The organism is Archaeoglobus fulgidus DSM 4304 (genome assembly GCF_000008665.1).
Classification (GTDB): domain Archaea; phylum Halobacteriota; class Archaeoglobi; order Archaeoglobales; family Archaeoglobaceae; genus Archaeoglobus; species Archaeoglobus fulgidus.
The window spans coordinates 1,814,779-1,830,099 of record NC_000917.1 but is presented as its reverse complement, the minus strand read 5'-3'; the positions used below and the strand labels follow the sequence as shown (position 1 = coordinate 1,830,099).

The window sequence follows — 15,321 nt, the reverse complement described above, 5'->3', positions numbered from 1 at the left end:
GTTATCATTCGTTTTAGCGGGCAGCACCAGCACGGAAGCAAACAAGAGAAAAGTTTAAATCCAGCTTTTGAAATGGCTGTTAAGTGACTTCAGAGTTCTTCAAAAAAACGCTGTTGTGAGAGCATGATGCTGGAGAAGTTGGAGGAAAGGAAAGAGCAACTTGAGAAGGAGCTTCAGGATTTCATAAAGAAGAGGGATGAGCTAAACGCCGCCGCGAGGGAGTACGCAAATAGAAGAGACGAGCTCAACAAGAAAGTCAGGGAGATGCTCGCTGCCACAAAAGAGGTAAAGGCAAAGAGGGACGAGCTGAACGCAAAGGTAAAGGAGATTAGGGCGAAGAGGAATGAAATCTTCAAGGAAGTCGATGCGCTTTACAAGGAAGTGGACAAGCTCAGAAGGAGCATCGATAAGGGAGGCAGGCCGCTGGGAGAGATTGAAAAGGAAATCAGGCGCCTGGAGTTCAAGCAGCAGACAGCCGTGCTTACAATAGAGAAGGAGAGGGCTCTGGTCGAGAGGATTGCGAAGCTCAGAAAGGAGCTGGAGGAGAGGAAGGCTCAGCTTGAGAGGCATGAGGAGTTCAAGAGACTGATTTCAAGAATAAGGGAGCTGAAGGATCAGGCAAGGGAGCTGCTGAACGAGCTGAAAGCCTATGCTGAAGAGGCTGACAAGTACCATGAGCAGCTGACTCAGATGTTCAGCGAGATTGACGAGATGAGGAAGCTTGCGGATGAAATGCATGAGAAATTCATCGAAAGCAAGAAGGAGGCGGACAGGTGCCACAACGAGGCAATAAAGAGGAGAAAGGACATCAAGGACCTTGAGAAGGTCATAAAGGCCCTGAAGTCGAAGCAGGTCAAGACCAAGGAGCAGAGGGAGAAGGAAGAGCTGATAAGAAGGGCGAAGGAAATCTACGAGATGTTCAAGAGAGGGGAGAAAATAGAAACTGAGGACTTGCTCATACTGCAGAGGGCCGGCCTGATATAGCCTGATTATACCCCATTTTTAATGCTTTCAGGTTAAGGTCAACGATTTTGCTCTTCATCGTCTCTCTTATTGCCTCCTCGACGTGCTCGATACCGAAGGGCATGCTGTAATAGCCGAAAAGCATCCCCACAACGACGACATTTGTTGCCAGCACACTTCCAGCCTTTTCCGCAATTTCTGAAGCGTTTACGGGTATAACTCTCGGAGTAACTTTTCTCAGCTCGCCGATAATCTCATCCAGCTCGGGATATTTTGCCGTCCCTGCGGTAACGGAAGGGGGGATGATCTTTCTCGTGTTGAGTATAACGAGAGTGTTTTTGTTAAGAAACTTCGCGTAGCGTAGAGCCTCAGCAGGCTCAAGAGCGATCATCACATCCGCCCCGCCTTCCGGGATTAGTGGGGCCCTGACGTCTCCGATTCTCACGTGAACCTCAACACTTCCCCCCCTTTGGGCCATCCCGTGGGTTTCAGCGGTGACCACATTCAATCCGGCCCTCATCGCTGCCCTTGCTATTATCCCCGAAGTTGTGAGAGCTCCCTGCCCGCCAACACCAACGACGACTATGTTCAGCCTCATCCAGCCTCAGTTTTGAACTGGGCATTTAAATTTAGCTCTGCTCCATTCCCACTGCCGAAAGCAGCCTCTTTGTAATTGCCTCCGTTATCAGCTTGGCGAGCAAGTCCTTTTCGTTCGTCTCTCCGAAGATTCCGAGCGGAATTTGCGCTCCCGCAGCATGTGCGTGTCCACCGGCACTTCCGACGTCCCCAAAAGCCCTCCTGAGCACCTCTCCCATGTGGATTCTAACGTCCTTGTTTCTGGCGGAGACGTAAACCGTGTCCTTTATCACGCCGAAAACGACTACGGTGGAAATGCCTTCAAGCTTCAGCAGAAAATCTGCTGCTTGGGGGAGGGCATCCCTGTCGTTGATGAACCCCGCAAAGCTGATGAGAAAGCTGGAGTAAACCTGCCGGTTTTTGATTGCGGTGCCCAGAATGTCGAGCGTCTCCGTTGAGATTGAAGGGCTCTCTATTTTCTCTATCAAATCCTGATCAACGAAGGGGTAAAGGAAGGCGCAGGCCAAGAAGTCTGCGGTTCTGGTGTTCCTCTTGAACTCGTCCGTTTCGCTTTTTATTCCGAAGAAGAGCGCGGTTGCGAGAATCTTGCTAGGAGTTATCTTCAGCTCCTTTATGTACTCTGTAAGGATTGTAGCTGTTGCACCCACGTCCTCTCTGAGGTCAACGAACTCCGCCACGACCTTCTCGGCAGGATGGTGGTCGATTACGATGGAGATGTCTATGTCTGGGGGAATAGAGTTGTTGACGCCCGGCCCGGAAGAATCGACGATTGCAAACGCATCATAGTGGCTTAAGTCAACTTCCGGAGCCCGGATCATAGGTATTTCAAGAAGATTGACCATCGCCCTGTTTTTCTGATGAAGAATCTCTCCGTAGTAAAGGATGTCCGCAATCACGTCGAACTGCTTGGCTATTTCCCTCAGGGCGTAGGCCGACGACATCGAATCCGGATCGGGATTGTCGTGGGTGAAGATGCCGAGCCTCTTGCCTCTCAGCGACTCCATTATTCTCTTGAGCTTTTCTATCTTCTTCAGAGTCTCCATCTTCTTTATTTTGTCCATGAACGCCTGCTTTACGGCATCGGCCACAAGCACCACGAGGTTTGCCCCAGCCTCCTCGAACTCCTCCTTCTTTTTGGGAGAAGAAACTCTTACGATGGCGTACACATCGGAAACGCTGCGCAGCGCTTTTAGGATTTTAAGGTTGAACTCATCATCCGAGCCTGTGATGAGCACGGCAGAAACTCCCTCCAGGTCGAGGCTTCTGTAAAAGCTCTCATCGGTCGGATCAGCAATTACAGCGTCGAACCCCTCGTCTTCGAGCAGCTCGATTTTTTCCTTGGACTTATCAACGGCAAGAACTTTTTTGCCCGCAGCAGTCAGCTCTCTAACAAGACCTACACCGGCAGCTTCGCTGCCAATGACTATGTACTCGTACCTGCCGTTTTCGGTCATTTCAGAATCAAAAAATCGAGGAAGTATTAAACGTTTCCGGTGGGGTTTATATTCTTCATTTGCGATGTATTCAAAAACTCGAAAATTTTTTATATATGCTTATCACCATTACGAGCATGTCAGCTGGGAGATTGGGAAAAATAGGGCTCGTAGCGATGATTATTGTACTCACAATTATTACCATTAACACTTCAGCGGCGCCATTAGAGGTGAGCATCGAGGAGAGGGTGAATAGTACGATAAACATGACTGACGCGGCGAACGGAGTGGGGACTTTTGAATATCAAACGGATGTTAAAGGGATTATCAATGTGACAAACAATGCTAATGAGGATATAATGGACATCTGGGTGGCGGTTGATATTGGGTTGAATGATGGATCGTGTAGTGCAATATCAACGGGCGTTCAGATACTAGATTCAGGCGATGTGCCAAGTAAACTCACAAACGAGGGAGGATTTGATACATCAGGTGCAGATTGTATTATCCACATACCGAGGCTGGGACCGGGAGAGTCAAAATACGTTGCCTATGATGTTACCGAGACACCAGAAATACAAAATGGTGCACCTTTCATCGTAGAGGAGAAATACGACCCCGCAAAGATTCCTAAGGGTGGAGACTACACTTGGACGGTTTACTTCAACGTTTCGCTGAATGATACGTGGTGGAGTAGCACGGGGTTGGGAGGCAAACCATCTTCAGTAACCCTGACTGTGAACAAGAACTTGAATACGAGTTATGACACTAACTGGAAGACTTTAGAATTTGCGGATGGTAGTTCTAATCCTAAACAAATAATAAGTGGAACTCTTGACAACAATAAATGGTTAACCACGACCTTCAAAGTTAAAGGCAATTACTCCACAGACGAAGCGTTCGTATCAAGACTGGTCGGATTCGGTGAAGCTTATTTCCAGTTTGGACCCATAAACGGAAACATCAGCGGTACAAAGATAATTGACGTCTTTGCAATCGGCAATGCGAGCATTGGTGTTAACAAGAGCGGGCCTGATAACAGCAACCAGTGGACAGGGAATGTTACGATAAAGAACACTGCAACAGGACTTACTTATATCGTGAAGAGCGTGAAGGTGTGGGCGACTGATCGGAATTACAATGAAATTAATGGCGCAAGATACGAGAATACAACTGTAAATGTACAAATTGGAAGGGATGAGAGCTTCACTTCAAAAGACCTTAGCTTCCAATATGACAAAGTCCCAATCATCTGGGGCAACGTGACCTTCAGGCTGGTTGAAGATGCCAACTACGGATGGGGAGTTGGGCAGGATAAAATCACAGACGGTGGCAACACCTACATCATCGAAAGAATCTACGTCATCGGCAGCTACCTTGTGAAGGTTACAAAGCACGTGGAGTCAGCGGGCAATGACATTTACAACATAACCCTTGTCGTGGAGAACCTTGGAGGGCAGGAATCACCATACGTCTATGTTTACGACCTGATTCCGAAGAATTTCTCACTGACCAATGGAGATAATGACTGGAAAGACCCGCAGGATAGGGATGGAGACTGGGTCAACAAATCTTCTATGCTTGCTGGAGGTCCTGAAACTATAACTAACATTCAATTGTCAGGATACGACACCGGTTACTGGTGGAGAATACGCCCCATTAACGCCAGCGCAGATGGGGATGGCGCTTACGACGACTACACCGAAATCGAAAACAACCAGACAGTCGTAATCTTCTACCAGATTCAGGGTAGCGAAGACTACAAGCTCCTCGACGCATTCATTGTGGGTATTGACCCCATCCTCTCAATGAACGAGCAGACATCGCCAAAAATCACCCTCGTCAGCGGTGCCAAGGCGACGAGCTACGAGTCCGTCATGGCTCTCGCAACAGCCCTTGTTGGGTTGACGGCAGTTGTGGGTTACAGAAGGAGAAGTTAATTTTTTAAATTTTCTCCCCTTTTTTTAGCATGATGGCAAGGGTTTGGGTGGTAATAGCGCTTCTGCTGATTTTGCCTACCGTTCAGGCTCAGAAGGTTGAGGAAATTTCCAATTTCAAGATTACTGTTGATGTTGATACCCTCGCCCATGTTCGCTACGACGTCACCCTTAAAAATCTGATTGACAAGCCCGTTGTTCCGGGTATTGGGGAGATAAGGCTCCAGAAAGCTGAGCCTGTTAAGGTTGGCTTTCTCTCCATCCCCTTTACCGATGAGAGGAAGCCGGTGAAGGTTTATAATGTCAAAGCTTACTCCGAGAACAGAAACTTCAAGGTGACTGTTGAGGAGAAGGAGGACTACACGCTGATTGTTTACGAGATATGGTATCCCATAGAGCCGAAAGGGGAGTTGAACTTCACCGTGGAGTATGATGCTGACATCGTTGACAGTGGCTTGCTCTTCAAGTCCGTAACAATACCCCTTGGCACCGACACGGACATCAAAAATCTCGAAATCAATGTCAACTCAGACTGGAAGCTCACCTACGCAGAACCGCCGGCAGAGAACACTCCCATGTGGAAGGGAAGTCTTCCAGCGGGAAGCATAGCCTTCTTTACCGCAGAGTTCTCGCTTCTGCCCTTACCAGCGATGCCGGTGAGGGGTTACGTGGTCTTCTGGGGAGCGCTGCTCGCATTGGCTGTGATTCTGCTTGTCTTAGGGTTGAGGAAATGAGACTCTTGGCTTTTCTCTCCCTGCTCCTCCTGATTTATCCCTCAATGGCATGCATTTACGAGATAAGGGAGGTGGTTTTTTACCCCAATGCCACTCAGGAGGTCGGAAGGGACTGGATGGTTGTCAACTTCACCAACCCCTACCCCTTCAACCTCTACGACGTTAACCTCTCCTACAGAAACGACTTCGTTTACATCCCTCTCATCCCAGCCAATTCCAACCTCAAAATAGACCCCTACAAAACGCTAAGCCCCCAAAATTTCCCCCTCTCAATCACACACACTGCAAATCTTCAGGGAGGGGCTGTTAACATCATCTACACCATCAAAAACAGCTACAGTAGAGATGTTGATGTCAGCATTGAAATTCCAAAGCCTGCCAATTTTCTAAGCTGCATTGGCTGTCAGGCTGGAGATACGCTGACCTTCCACTCAACCATCCCTGCTGGAGGTGAGAAGTCCTTCTCCATCCTCGTGTCAGGATACTCAGGTGAAATCTCCGACTCAATTCTCGCATTCAAGCTGAAAGACTCGGTGCCGGTTGAGTATGGTGTTGAGCTGCTTCTCTCAATTGAGAAGAAGAGAGCTGGAAATGAATGGTATGCTACCTTCCGCATTCAGAACCCGCTCGCTCAGGATGTGAATGTTAGCTTTGAGGCGTGGTATGTGCTGAAGATAGATGACTACACCTTCACCGACAGAGAATCGCTTTACAATGAAACCTTCCAGCTTTCGGCAGGAGAGAACAAAACATTCCAGAGCGTTGTGGAGAGTGACAAAACACCCGTTTTCTACGCAAGGGCAAAGGCAAGGCTGGCAGGGCAGTGCGAGGTAACGATTTTCCCTGCAACATTTTCTGATGGTAACTACATCGTGGGTGAAGCTGTGCTGAAAGGTCTTGGCTACCAGTTCACGCCCCCCGGAGGCGGCGGTGGCGGAGGAGGTGGTGGAGGTGGCCCGCCACCTCCAGTGCTACCGCCCGTGCAACCACCCGCTCAACCACCAGTGCAGCCTCCAGTTCAACCTCCAGCTCAACCCCAGCCGATTTCTCTGCCGGTATCCGTTTCACTGCCTGCAATAACCGTCCCCGAAATTCCTGCTGAAATCGTTGAAGGATACATAGCCATGATGCTACCAGCAGCCTACGCCCTCTTCATGTCCATTGTCTTCGTCCCCTTAATGACGAGGAGGGGTGTTGTGGTTACCTCTGATGCCGTCAACGCCCAGAACTACGCTCTTCTGAGAGCTTATGGCAGAAGAATATACACCACCCCATCAAACGCGTTGCCAGGAAGCATTATTATAACGCCTGATGAAGAACTGGTTGAGAGGTTCGTGGGTATGGGGTTGAGAAGGGAACATGCAGAGTCTATTGCTGCGGCGATTATGATAAAGAGGCCGCTGGCAACGACTAAAAAGGAGGTGGCGGAAATAGCCGTAAGGAACGGATGTGTGCCCTTGCTGTTGAGAGGTGGTTGATTTGGATGAGTTTGAAGTGGTGCTTGAGGAACTGGTGAAAGAAGTGAAGAGGAGAGACACCATTGCTGCTGTGCTCATTTCAACCTCCTTCGTGCTATTCGGCTTCCTCGCCCTCGTCCTTCTCAATGTAATAAGGCTTGAGGAGTTTATGAGGGGAATTGTTGCAATAGTCTCCCTCATTGCTATCTGGGTTTTGATGACCGCTGGAGTTTACATTCTGCTCTCAATGCCGCTGCCCGAGCTGCCCACGAGAATCGTGGCGGATTCAAAGGGTGTTATGGAGCTGATGAAGAGGAATTACGGCGGAAAGATTTACATAACAAGGCAGAGCTACCGAAACCTCCCACCAAAAGTTGGAGCAAGGATGAATCTCGAAATAGTTGACGTTTCTGATGAAGAGGTTGCAAAGTACCTAAATCACGGTGTTGAGCTTGCAGAAAGCATTGCTGCTGCAAAAAAGCTGAAAGCAAAGGTCGTTAGCGACAGGAAGATGAAGGTTGACGGCGTTGAGATTATAAAGGCTGAAGACCTCTTCTAAATTTCTCTTAGGGCCTCAATCAGCCTGTCATTATCCTCTCGCTTACCCACTGTAATGCGAATATACAGACCCTCAAGGCCCATAACACTTGCATCCCTCACAATAAACCCCTTCTCGGCCAGCTTCTCTACCACGCCCTCCTTGTTCGCCTTTACAAGCACGAAGTTGGCATCTGACGGGTAAACTTCAAGCCACTCAATTTCTTTCAGTTTCTCAATAAGCCTCTCCCTCTCCCTGACGATTCTGTCCCTTACTTTTTTGTAGTAATCCAAGGACCTCAAAGCGGCAATTGCCGTTTCAACTGCAGGATAGCTTATACCAAAGGGCAGCCTTACCTTCTCAATTGCCTCAGCAATCTCCGCACTGCAGACAGCATAACCAACCCTCATTCCTGCAAGCCCGAAAAACTTGGAAAAGCTTCTCAGCACAATCAGGTTGTTGTAATCCCTAACCATCTCAATCTTTGAATCATCGCTGAACTCCACATAGGCCTCATCCAGCACAACGTACTCCGCACTCTCAGCCACCTTCTGAACGATTTCTCTGCTCAGGCTGTTGCCCGTTGGGTTGTTGGGAGAGCAGAGAAAAACGAGCTTCGGCCTTTCCTCGGCGATGACGTCAGGATCAACCCTGTATCCCTCAAAAACCGGGAAGCTGATGGATGCGCTCCGCAACATTGCATAGATGGAGTAGAGGGTGTAGGAGGGCATTGGAATGACAACCCTGTCCAGCTCTTCCAGCAGAACGTTGCAGATGCAGGAAATTAGCTCAGATGCTCCACATCCCACAGCTATGTTTTCAACTTCAAAGCCCGTGTATTCTGCAAGGGCCTTTTTCAGCCGGGCGTAGTCCGCTTTAGGATATCTTGGAATGTATTTCACAGCCCTAAGGTAAGCCTCCCTAACCTCCTCGCTCGGCTCATAAGGATTCTCGTTTGAAGAAAGGTTGACAACCTCTTTGTCGGGAAAATCCTCGGGGAAAAGCCCGGGGTCGTAGGGGTTGATGAATCTTACAACATCTCTCATACAACCACTTCTTTCAACCTTCTGACCGAGTCAACATCCCGAAAGAAGGGGTCTGCGAGCACCACGTGGTCGCAGATATTGAGCAACGATTTTATTCTTCTCCTTACCTCCCCCACATCTCCGCTTATGGTGAAGTTCTGCAGTAAAAACTCCCTATGCCTGAAGAGAATCTCAGCCCCCTCCTCACCTGCTATGCTCCTCCCCTCCCATCTTGCCCTCACCAGAGACATTATGTCCACCTTTGAAAGCTCTTTCGCAACCTCCTCAAATCTAAACTCCGCTATGAGCCTTTTGCTTCCCGTGAAGACAATTGCGGCTGCAAGAAGTAAATCTTCTTCGTTGCTGCTCGGTAAAATCAATGCCGGGCCGTAGGCGGCTTTGAAGGCGGTGTTAGTAAAGCGGAGAAGCCATGAGATAAACTCCTCCTTGACGGAGTTAAAAAGAACGCCATCCACCTCTTTTGAGAGGGATGCAGTTCCGGGTGAGCTTGCCCCGACAACAACGGGGAATTCAGCGTTTCTCAGAAACTCCACGCATCTTCTCATCTTCCTGTACCCTTCCTTCGGGCTTTGATAGCTCCCCGCACCGATTCCCACAATGAACCTGTCGCCATGTCTTTTCCTCAACTCCTCAACTTCTGCGATTATCCTCTCGCAGCCCTTCTGCGCTGAGAGCACTCCGAATCCAACCCACATTTGGCTGCGAGAGCTCACAGTTTCTGCAACGCTGAATGGATCCTGGAAACCCTCAAACTCCCCAATCCAGATAACTCTCACTCCCGCTCTCTCGGCAATTCTGACTCTCTCCTCTATTTCTTTCTCGCTTAAATCTCCGTTTATGTTCAGCCCAACTCTACCAATCGAGAAGTTTCTTAACCTTGGGGAGCTTCTCATCCTTTTTCTCTTGTTTCTCCACTATTTCCTCAGACTTCGTTTTAGGCCTGTAGCCGAGCCTGTCTCCGTAGAGCTCCACTACAAACTTTGCAGCGATCTTTGCCAAATCGTACATCTTGGCTTCAGTCAGCTCCCTGAACTCCGTTCTCCTTTTATCTTTTCTCTTGTCCACATAGTAAAGGCAGAAGAGGCAGCGGTATGGGGAGATGGGCGTGGGCTCTTTATCGGAAAACACATCTTCGAAGGTTTCAATGGCGCAGTAGGCTCCATCGCTGAACTTGCAGAACCTCACTCTTTCGTCAGCCACTTCCTTGGCCACTCTGAGGAACTCGTTGAGCTCACCAGTTGTTTCTGCCTTCTTGCCCCTCTTGAAGAAATACCACTCAAGAAGGAGGTACACGAACTCCGAAGGAGATACTCCTGACTCCTCGCACTTTTTCACCAGAAGCTTTTCCATGTCAGGCGGAATTTCTACGGTTATCTTCATTTCTTGCCCTTCCTCCCCTTCTTTTTGTCATCTGCATCGAGAATTTCGGCATCGCCACTCTGTTCCGTCTCAGCCTCTACTACAAGAGACTTCGCAAGGATGTAGTATCCAATGGAGTTCGCCTTTATCGGTTCATCCGGTCTTTTGACGTCTCCAATATCGCTGAAGCTTTCCTTGAACATCTCGTAAACTCCGGGCAGCATGCTTCCACCGCCTGTTATTGCAAAGTTCTCCACAAGTGTTGTCGAGAGCCCCTCAAGAACGAGCTTGACCCTGCTCGCAATTCTCTCCACCCAGGTTTTGACGTAGCCTTCGTATTCTGGCATGATCTCTTCTCTGCTGACGCTAACTTTCTTTCCACCCCTTATTCTTCCAATTTCGTAGCCTTCGGTTGTGAGAAGCTTCGTCATCTCTTCCGGAGTGATGCTTATTCCTATCCTGTTTCTCACAGCTACCTCCAAATTCTCGTAGAGCTTGTCAACGCCCATGAGCATCGTGTCTCCCTTTAAATACTCCATGTCCGCAATCACGAGAACATCGGTCGTTCCAAAGCCAATATCCACGCACACTCCGGTCTCCATTCCCATGTAGGCCATGGTTCCGACAGGCTCCGGAAATATCAGGACCTTTGAGTTTAGCTCAGACTCCAGCTCCCTTTTCAGTTCTTCTCTCTCCTTTTTTGACGATTTAACAGGAAGTCCGGTCGCTATTAGGCCGTCCTTCACTTTGAGCTTGTTCAGACCGTATTTCGCAAGTTCGAGGTAGGATGTATGCAGAACCCTGCCCTCGTGAAGGGGTCGGAGAACTTCAACATTCTCCATAGACTGAACTATGGACAAAGCTTCATCACCGATATAAACGCTCTTCGTCTCTCCCTTAAGGCTCCAGTCCTTCTCCTCACCGTAAGCTACGATTGAGGGGTAAAGCAGAACATTTTTCCCATCCGCCGTAATCTTGGTGTAGTTCGTGCCAATGTCAAGACCAACAGGCTGCATGTTTTCAGTACATTTGCCAATATAAAAAATTTCTTCGGGATAGGTTTTTAAGGGAGTGGGAGGATAAAAACCATGGTAAAAATCAGGCTCCATACCACAGTGTCATCTGAAACGGCCAGAAAAATTGAGGATTTGAAGAAAAAGCATCGAACCACAAGCAGCGTTGTTGAGAAAGCAGTGGATTTGCTTTACACCTCGGAGAACTTCAGCAGGTTGGGAGATGAGGATTTGTTGATTCTAGCCTTTATCAGGGAGCTCAACTTCATGCTCTGTGCGAAGGACCACTACACCGCACTGGTTGAGGGAGATGCTGAGAGGGCTGTAAGGGAGAGTATGATCGAGATGGCCGTCAAGTATCTTTCAAAGAAGCCCATAAGCGACCTCGACTTTGAGGAGCTTCTCAGCGTTGTGGCAAGGCTCTGGAATCTGCTGAACAGGGCGGAGCATGCTGAAGTGCAGAAGGATGGGGAGAAGCTAAACTTCGTCTTCTACCACGACATGAGGAGCAAAGCAGTCTCCGAGCTTCACCTCAATCTGCTGAAATACCTCTACGAGAAGTATTACAGCAAAAAGTACGAGATGCAGGTTGACACGATAACCGTGAATGGCTTCTCAGTACTCTTCTTCCCGAAGGATTCCGTGGATTGATTTTCTCACCACATCATACATCTCCTCTCTCCTTACAACTCTTGGATTCCTCCGAACGTGCTTCTCGCTCAAGAAAATCCTGTCCACTATCTTCTCAATGTCATCCTCTCCAGCACCAACGTCGCTCAGTTTGTGGGGCATTCCTAAATCCTTCAGAAGTTTGGCAAAGCCAATTCCTGCTCTTAGTGCAGTTTCTCTTAAAGAGGAGCCACTCTCACCCAAAGCCCTCGCTATTCTGGCGTGCTTCTCAAGGTCTGCAATGGCGTTGTACTGCAGAACGTAGGGCATTGTTATACCAACACTCTTGCCATGGGGGCTGTTGTGAATGTGATTGTGCGCATACCCCAAAGCGTGTCCCAGCCCTGTGCCCGCTGAGTTGAAAGCGATTCCGGCAAGGAGGGAGGCAAAAGACATGTCTGTTCTTGCCCTCACATTCTCTCCATTGGCGTAAGCCTCCCTGAGAGCTTTTGGAATAATTGCAATGGCCTTCTCCGCAAACATGTCGGAGATTGGGTTTGAGAAAAGGGACGTGTACGCTTCGATAGCGTGGCAGAAAGCATCTATCCCTGAGCTTGCTGTCACATGAGGAGGGCAGGAGAGTGTGAGCTTCGGGTCGATGATGGCTATATCCGCATAAAGGCTCTCGTCATCGAAAACGTACTTCACTTCTCTTTTAGGGATTTTGAAAACCGCTAGCTTCGTCACCTCAGAGCCGGTTCCTGCTGTAGTGGGGCAGAGAAGGAGCTTGCACTTCCTTTCGGGCAGCTTTTTCCCCACCAGCTCCACAGCCTTAGCTTTTTCCCCCGCAGCAACTGCCGTGAGCTTCGCAACATCGAGGGTGCTGCCCCCACCAACGCCAACAACCGTGTCGAAGCTGAATTTCTCAATGATATCATCCACAATGCCGATTTCGGGTTCAGGCTCAACATCCGAAAAAATCTCGTAGTCAAAGCTGAGGTTGAGCTCTTCTACGGCCTTTCTCACCGCCCTGTCTGCAATAAACACCACCTTTCCTCCCTTAAGCCTCTCAACCTCCTCCTCAATTCTCTCCAGCCTTCCCCATCCAAAAACAACTCTCACGCAGGAGAAGCTGAAGCTATCCAATCAGACCACCTCCGTATCTTAAAATCACCACCAGAGAGAGCAAAACCACGGCTGAAAGAATTATCCTCTTCAGCCTTTCCCCATCCATCCTCGAAAGAATTCTGCTTCCCAATGCATAAGCGATGATGATGGAGGGGGCGAGAATAAGAAAGTTGGTAAGGATTTGGACATTCACGTGGCCAAAGGCGAAGAAGGCGGAAAGTGTAGCTGTATCGATGACCACAAGGTAGGTAATCATGAAGCTCCTGATGAAGCTCGCTGCATAGCCCTGATTGGCGAGGGTAATCACAATCTGAGGGCCGTTGACTCCGGTTATAACCCCCATCGCTCCGCTGAGAAAGCCCATGCTCAGGAAAAGAGGTCTAGTTCTCCTTACCCTGAAATTCACGCCGAGAAGCATAACCGCAGCCATGACACCCATAGCAACGCCGATTGTAAGGCCAACGATTTCTTGAGGAAGCAAGCCGAAGAAGAGAATTCCCGCAGCAATGCCAAAGAAGGCTCCGAGGTAAATCTCTCTCAGGCTGAAGTTCATCCTCTCCTTTAGCAGAAAAATCACGTTAACGAAGGATTCGAGCAGAATGATTAGCACCACAGCTTCTTTCGGGGGCATGAGGTTGGAGAATATTGGAGATAGGAGAATGGCGCTGCCAAATCCGGTTACAACTCTGACTGTGAATGCCACAAGGGTGAGAAGAAACATTGCCACAATCGTCGCTTCGTTCATTCCAGTCCCAGAAACCTTAGCAGCTTTTTCAGCCTCTCAACTCTCTCCTCATAGGCTTTAGGGCCATATTCATAAATCCCCTTTCCCGCCTTCACACCAACCTCGCCCTTCTTTATTTTCTCCTGCAGCCATTCTGGCGGCTTGAACTTCTCATCTCCAAATCTTTTGTAGAGGTAGAGGGAAGCGTAGTAGGCAACGTCGAGGCCGATGTAGTCAAGGTTTCCCAGAGGGCCGAACAGAGTGTAGAGCAGGCCGAGGTGGTGCTTCCAGACTCTGTCAACGTCCTCCGCCCTCACACCCTCCTCAATCATCCTCGAAGCTTCGCTAAGCACAGCTGCATTGAACCTGTTCACCAAGGACTGGCCTTTGCAGACAACAACCTCCTTTCCCAACTCCCTCAAAAAGCCCTCCACGAAGGCGACTGTTTTGCTGTCCGTAAATCTGGAAATCACAATTTCAACGAGGGGCATTACGTGGGGAGGATTCATCCAGTGAACGCCGAGAAATCTTGAAGGGCTGTCAAGCCTCTCCGCAATATCATCAACGCTTATGACTGACGTGTTGGAGCAGAGCGGTGCATTTGTGAGCCTCTCCACCTCTCTGAGCACTTCAACCTTGGTGTTAAGGTCTTCAAAAACCGCCTCCATTACGATGTCGCAGTCTTTAACCTTTTCAAGGGTGGTTGTGAACTCTATCTTGCTCAAAAGCTCTTCAGGAATCTGCTCTCTTGCAGCTTCGAGAGCTTTTTCGCTTACATCCTGCAGAACGACCTCATGCTTTGAAGCGATGGCAATGGCTATCCCTCTCCCCATCAGTCCCGCTCCGATAACAAAGACCTTCACTCTTCCACCTCTGCAAGCGTTTTAAGGTGGTCTTCCACTATTTCCTCAGCGCTTTTCCACCTAATCTCCCAATCAAGCTCTTCAATTCTGCTGTACTTGTCGATTATCCCCGCTTTCTCAACCATTTCAGTCATGAGCGTCCACTGCTGCGCAATTCTCCTGCTTTCGTCATCGATCCTGAATTGAGGCTTGAAGGGAATGAATTTCTTCACCGCCTCGACAATGTCTTTTATGGAGAGGACAACGCCACCAACGTTGAATATTGGCTTTGAAACTCTATCTATGCTGTATAACCTGAAAACGAGCTCTGCAGCATCTTTAACATAAAGAACGGGGAGCTTTGTCTCCTCTGGCAGGGTAATGACGGACGTGCCATTGAAGAAAGCATCATCGATGAGAGAAGAGAAGGCTACGCTCGCCCCCATCCCCCTCCTGAAAGGCCCGACGAGGATGGGAAACCTCACAGCCCGAAAATCAATGCCGTAGGTGTAGCTGTAGTAAGTTCCCAGAATTTCTGAGCAGGCTTTTGTAGCCCCGTAGAAGGTTGTGGGGTCTCTGTATGAAAACTCCGTGAAGGGGTAGCTTCTTGGGCCGTAAACGGAGTGGCTGCTGGTGAAAACAACCTTCTCCACATCGAAGACTCTGCAGGCTTCGAGTATGTTGAGCGCCCCCTCAACATTTGCCCTGAAAGCATCCACATGGCTCTTCTCTGCCTTTACTGAAAGCTCCGCGGCAGCGTGAATCACCCCCTCAATCTCGTGCTTCCTGAAAACTTCTGCAATGTCCGACCATGCTGTAACGCTCCCAAACTCAAAAATTCCCCCTTTTCCCTCTTTCAGGTCGAGAATCACAGGAGAGTCGAAGTGTTTCGCTACAAACCTCCCAAGAAACCCCGCCCCTCCTGTGATGAGCACGGCCAT

At 49.1% G+C, this 15,321-nt stretch carries 16 protein-coding genes; 6 read left to right on the top strand and 10 right to left on the bottom strand.

The window, feature by feature from the left end; genetic code table 11:
• Positions 1–123 precede the first annotated feature (123 nt).
• A complete protein-coding gene (locus AF_RS10215; protein ID WP_010879523.1) occupies positions 124–984 on the top strand; it encodes a coiled-coil protein in 861 nt (286 codons plus the stop codon).
• Here AF_RS10215 and AF_RS10210 read toward each other — a convergent pair.
• Both AF_RS10210 and AF_RS10205 read right to left on the bottom strand, forming a co-directional pair.
• Complete coding sequence (locus tag AF_RS10210; protein WP_010879522.1) at positions 956–1,561, bottom strand: indolepyruvate oxidoreductase subunit beta; 606 nt, start codon at positions 1,559–1,561, stop codon at positions 956–958. The two genes, AF_RS10215 and AF_RS10210, sit on opposite strands and share 29 nt — an antisense overlap.
• 31 nt (positions 1,562–1,592) lie before the next feature.
• Positions 1,593–3,014 carry a DHH family phosphoesterase gene (locus AF_RS10205; protein WP_010879521.1) on the bottom strand — a complete coding sequence of 474 codons (1,422 nt, stop codon included), beginning with the start codon at positions 3,012–3,014 and terminating at the stop codon, positions 1,593–1,595.
• A gap of 116 nt (positions 3,015–3,130) precedes the next feature.
• Here AF_RS10205 and AF_RS10200 point away from each other — a divergent pair, with 116 nt between their 5' ends.
• From AF_RS10200 to AF_RS10185, 4 genes are read left to right on the top strand one after another with little or no spacing between them, the layout of a single operon-like run.
• Positions 3,131–4,933, top strand: a complete 1,803-nt coding sequence (locus AF_RS10200; RefSeq protein ID WP_048064516.1) for a hypothetical protein — start codon at positions 3,131–3,133, stop codon at positions 4,931–4,933.
• 29 nt (positions 4,934–4,962) lie between these two features.
• Positions 4,963–5,664, top strand: a complete 702-nt coding sequence (locus AF_RS10195; RefSeq protein ID WP_048064515.1) for a hypothetical protein — start codon at positions 4,963–4,965, stop codon at positions 5,662–5,664.
• Positions 5,661–7,142 (top strand): hypothetical protein, encoded by a 1,482-nt coding sequence (locus AF_RS10190; RefSeq protein WP_143274467.1) that lies wholly within the window; start codon positions 5,661–5,663, stop codon positions 7,140–7,142. The genes AF_RS10195 and AF_RS10190 overlap by 4 nt, the downstream gene beginning before the upstream one ends.
• Position 7,143: 1 nt before the next feature.
• Positions 7,144–7,680, top strand: a complete 537-nt coding sequence (locus AF_RS10185; RefSeq protein WP_143274466.1) for a hypothetical protein — start codon at positions 7,144–7,146, stop codon at positions 7,678–7,680.
• On the opposite strand, the gene hisC is transcribed toward AF_RS10185, so the two are convergent.
• Genes hisC through AF_RS10165 form a run of 4 tightly spaced genes read right to left on the bottom strand, consistent with a single transcriptional unit; the run spans position 7,677 to position 11,080 of the window.
• Positions 7,677–8,705 (bottom strand): histidinol-phosphate transaminase, encoded by a 1,029-nt coding sequence (gene hisC, locus AF_RS10180; RefSeq protein WP_010879516.1) that lies wholly within the window; start codon positions 8,703–8,705, stop codon positions 7,677–7,679. The genes AF_RS10185 and hisC overlap by 4 nt on opposite strands.
• Entirely contained in the window at positions 8,702–9,598 is an 897-nt protein-coding gene (locus AF_RS10175; RefSeq protein WP_010879515.1) for a hypothetical protein, read from the bottom strand. The genes hisC and AF_RS10175 overlap by 4 nt, the downstream gene beginning before the upstream one ends.
• Positions 9,558–10,085 (bottom strand): hypothetical protein, encoded by a 528-nt coding sequence (locus AF_RS10170; RefSeq protein ID WP_010879514.1) that lies wholly within the window; start codon positions 10,083–10,085, stop codon positions 9,558–9,560. Before AF_RS10170 ends, AF_RS10175 begins: the two co-directional genes overlap by 41 nt.
• A complete protein-coding gene (locus AF_RS10165; protein WP_048064754.1) occupies positions 10,082–11,080 on the bottom strand; it encodes a ParM/StbA family protein in 999 nt (332 codons plus the stop codon). The genes AF_RS10170 and AF_RS10165 overlap by 4 nt, the downstream gene beginning before the upstream one ends.
• A 72-nt stretch (positions 11,081–11,152) precedes the next feature.
• Between AF_RS10165 and AF_RS10160 the strand changes: the two genes are divergently transcribed.
• Complete coding sequence (locus tag AF_RS10160; RefSeq protein WP_010879512.1) at positions 11,153–11,728, top strand: hypothetical protein; 576 nt, start codon at positions 11,153–11,155, stop codon at positions 11,726–11,728.
• Here the strand turns inward: AF_RS10160 and AF_RS10155 are convergent.
• The 4 genes from AF_RS10155 to AF_RS10140 are packed head-to-tail and all read right to left on the bottom strand — an operon-like array spanning position 11,693 to position 15,321.
• A complete protein-coding gene (locus AF_RS10155; RefSeq protein WP_048064512.1) occupies positions 11,693–12,832 on the bottom strand; it encodes an iron-containing alcohol dehydrogenase in 1,140 nt (379 codons plus the stop codon). The two genes, AF_RS10160 and AF_RS10155, sit on opposite strands and share 36 nt — an antisense overlap.
• Positions 12,825–13,559: a sulfite exporter TauE/SafE family protein gene (locus tag AF_RS10150; RefSeq protein WP_010879510.1), complete on the bottom strand. Its 735-nt coding sequence runs from the start codon at positions 13,557–13,559 to the stop codon at positions 12,825–12,827. The genes AF_RS10155 and AF_RS10150 overlap by 8 nt, the downstream gene beginning before the upstream one ends.
• On the bottom strand, positions 13,556–14,401 hold the full coding sequence (locus AF_RS10145; RefSeq protein ID WP_010879509.1) for a 3-hydroxyacyl-CoA dehydrogenase family protein: 846 nt from the start codon (positions 14,399–14,401) through the stop codon (positions 13,556–13,558). Before AF_RS10145 ends, AF_RS10150 begins: the two co-directional genes overlap by 4 nt.
• A complete protein-coding gene (locus AF_RS10140; RefSeq protein ID WP_010879508.1) occupies positions 14,398–15,321 on the bottom strand; it encodes an NAD-dependent epimerase/dehydratase family protein in 924 nt (307 codons plus the stop codon). The genes AF_RS10145 and AF_RS10140 overlap by 4 nt, the downstream gene beginning before the upstream one ends.

Bases quoted from the DNA above. Each gene is read 5' to 3' on its own strand.
- AF_RS10215 (WP_010879523.1), top strand. From the start codon at position 124: ATGATGCTGGAGAAGTTGGAGGAAAGGAAAGAGCAACTTGAGAAGGAG.
- AF_RS10210 (WP_010879522.1), bottom strand. From the start codon at position 1,561: ATGAGGCTGAACATAGTCGTCGTTGGTGTTGGCGGGCAGGGAGCTCTC.
- AF_RS10205 (WP_010879521.1), bottom strand. From the start codon at position 3,014: ATGACCGAAAACGGCAGGTACGAGTACATAGTCATTGGCAGCGAAGCT.
- AF_RS10200 (WP_048064516.1), top strand. From the start codon at position 3,131: ATGTCAGCTGGGAGATTGGGAAAAATAGGGCTCGTAGCGATGATTATT.
- AF_RS10195 (WP_048064515.1), top strand. From the start codon at position 4,963: ATGATGGCAAGGGTTTGGGTGGTAATAGCGCTTCTGCTGATTTTGCCT.
- AF_RS10190 (WP_143274467.1), top strand. From the start codon at position 5,661: ATGAGACTCTTGGCTTTTCTCTCCCTGCTCCTCCTGATTTATCCCTCA.
- hisC (WP_010879516.1), bottom strand. From the start codon at position 8,705: ATGAGAGATGTTGTAAGATTCATCAACCCCTACGACCCCGGGCTTTTC.
- AF_RS10175 (WP_010879515.1), bottom strand. From the start codon at position 9,598: ATGAGAAGCTCCCCAAGGTTAAGAAACTTCTCGATTGGTAGAGTTGGG.
- AF_RS10170 (WP_010879514.1), bottom strand. From the start codon at position 10,085: ATGAAGATAACCGTAGAAATTCCGCCTGACATGGAAAAGCTTCTGGTG.
- AF_RS10165 (WP_048064754.1), bottom strand. From the start codon at position 11,080: ATGCAGCCTGTTGGTCTTGACATTGGCACGAACTACACCAAGATTACG.
- AF_RS10160 (WP_010879512.1), top strand. From the start codon at position 11,153: ATGGTAAAAATCAGGCTCCATACCACAGTGTCATCTGAAACGGCCAGA.
- AF_RS10150 (WP_010879510.1), bottom strand. From the start codon at position 13,559: ATGAACGAAGCGACGATTGTGGCAATGTTTCTTCTCACCCTTGTGGCA.
- AF_RS10140 (WP_010879508.1), bottom strand. From the start codon at position 15,321: ATGGCCGTGCTCATCACAGGAGGGGCGGGGTTTCTTGGGAGGTTTGTA.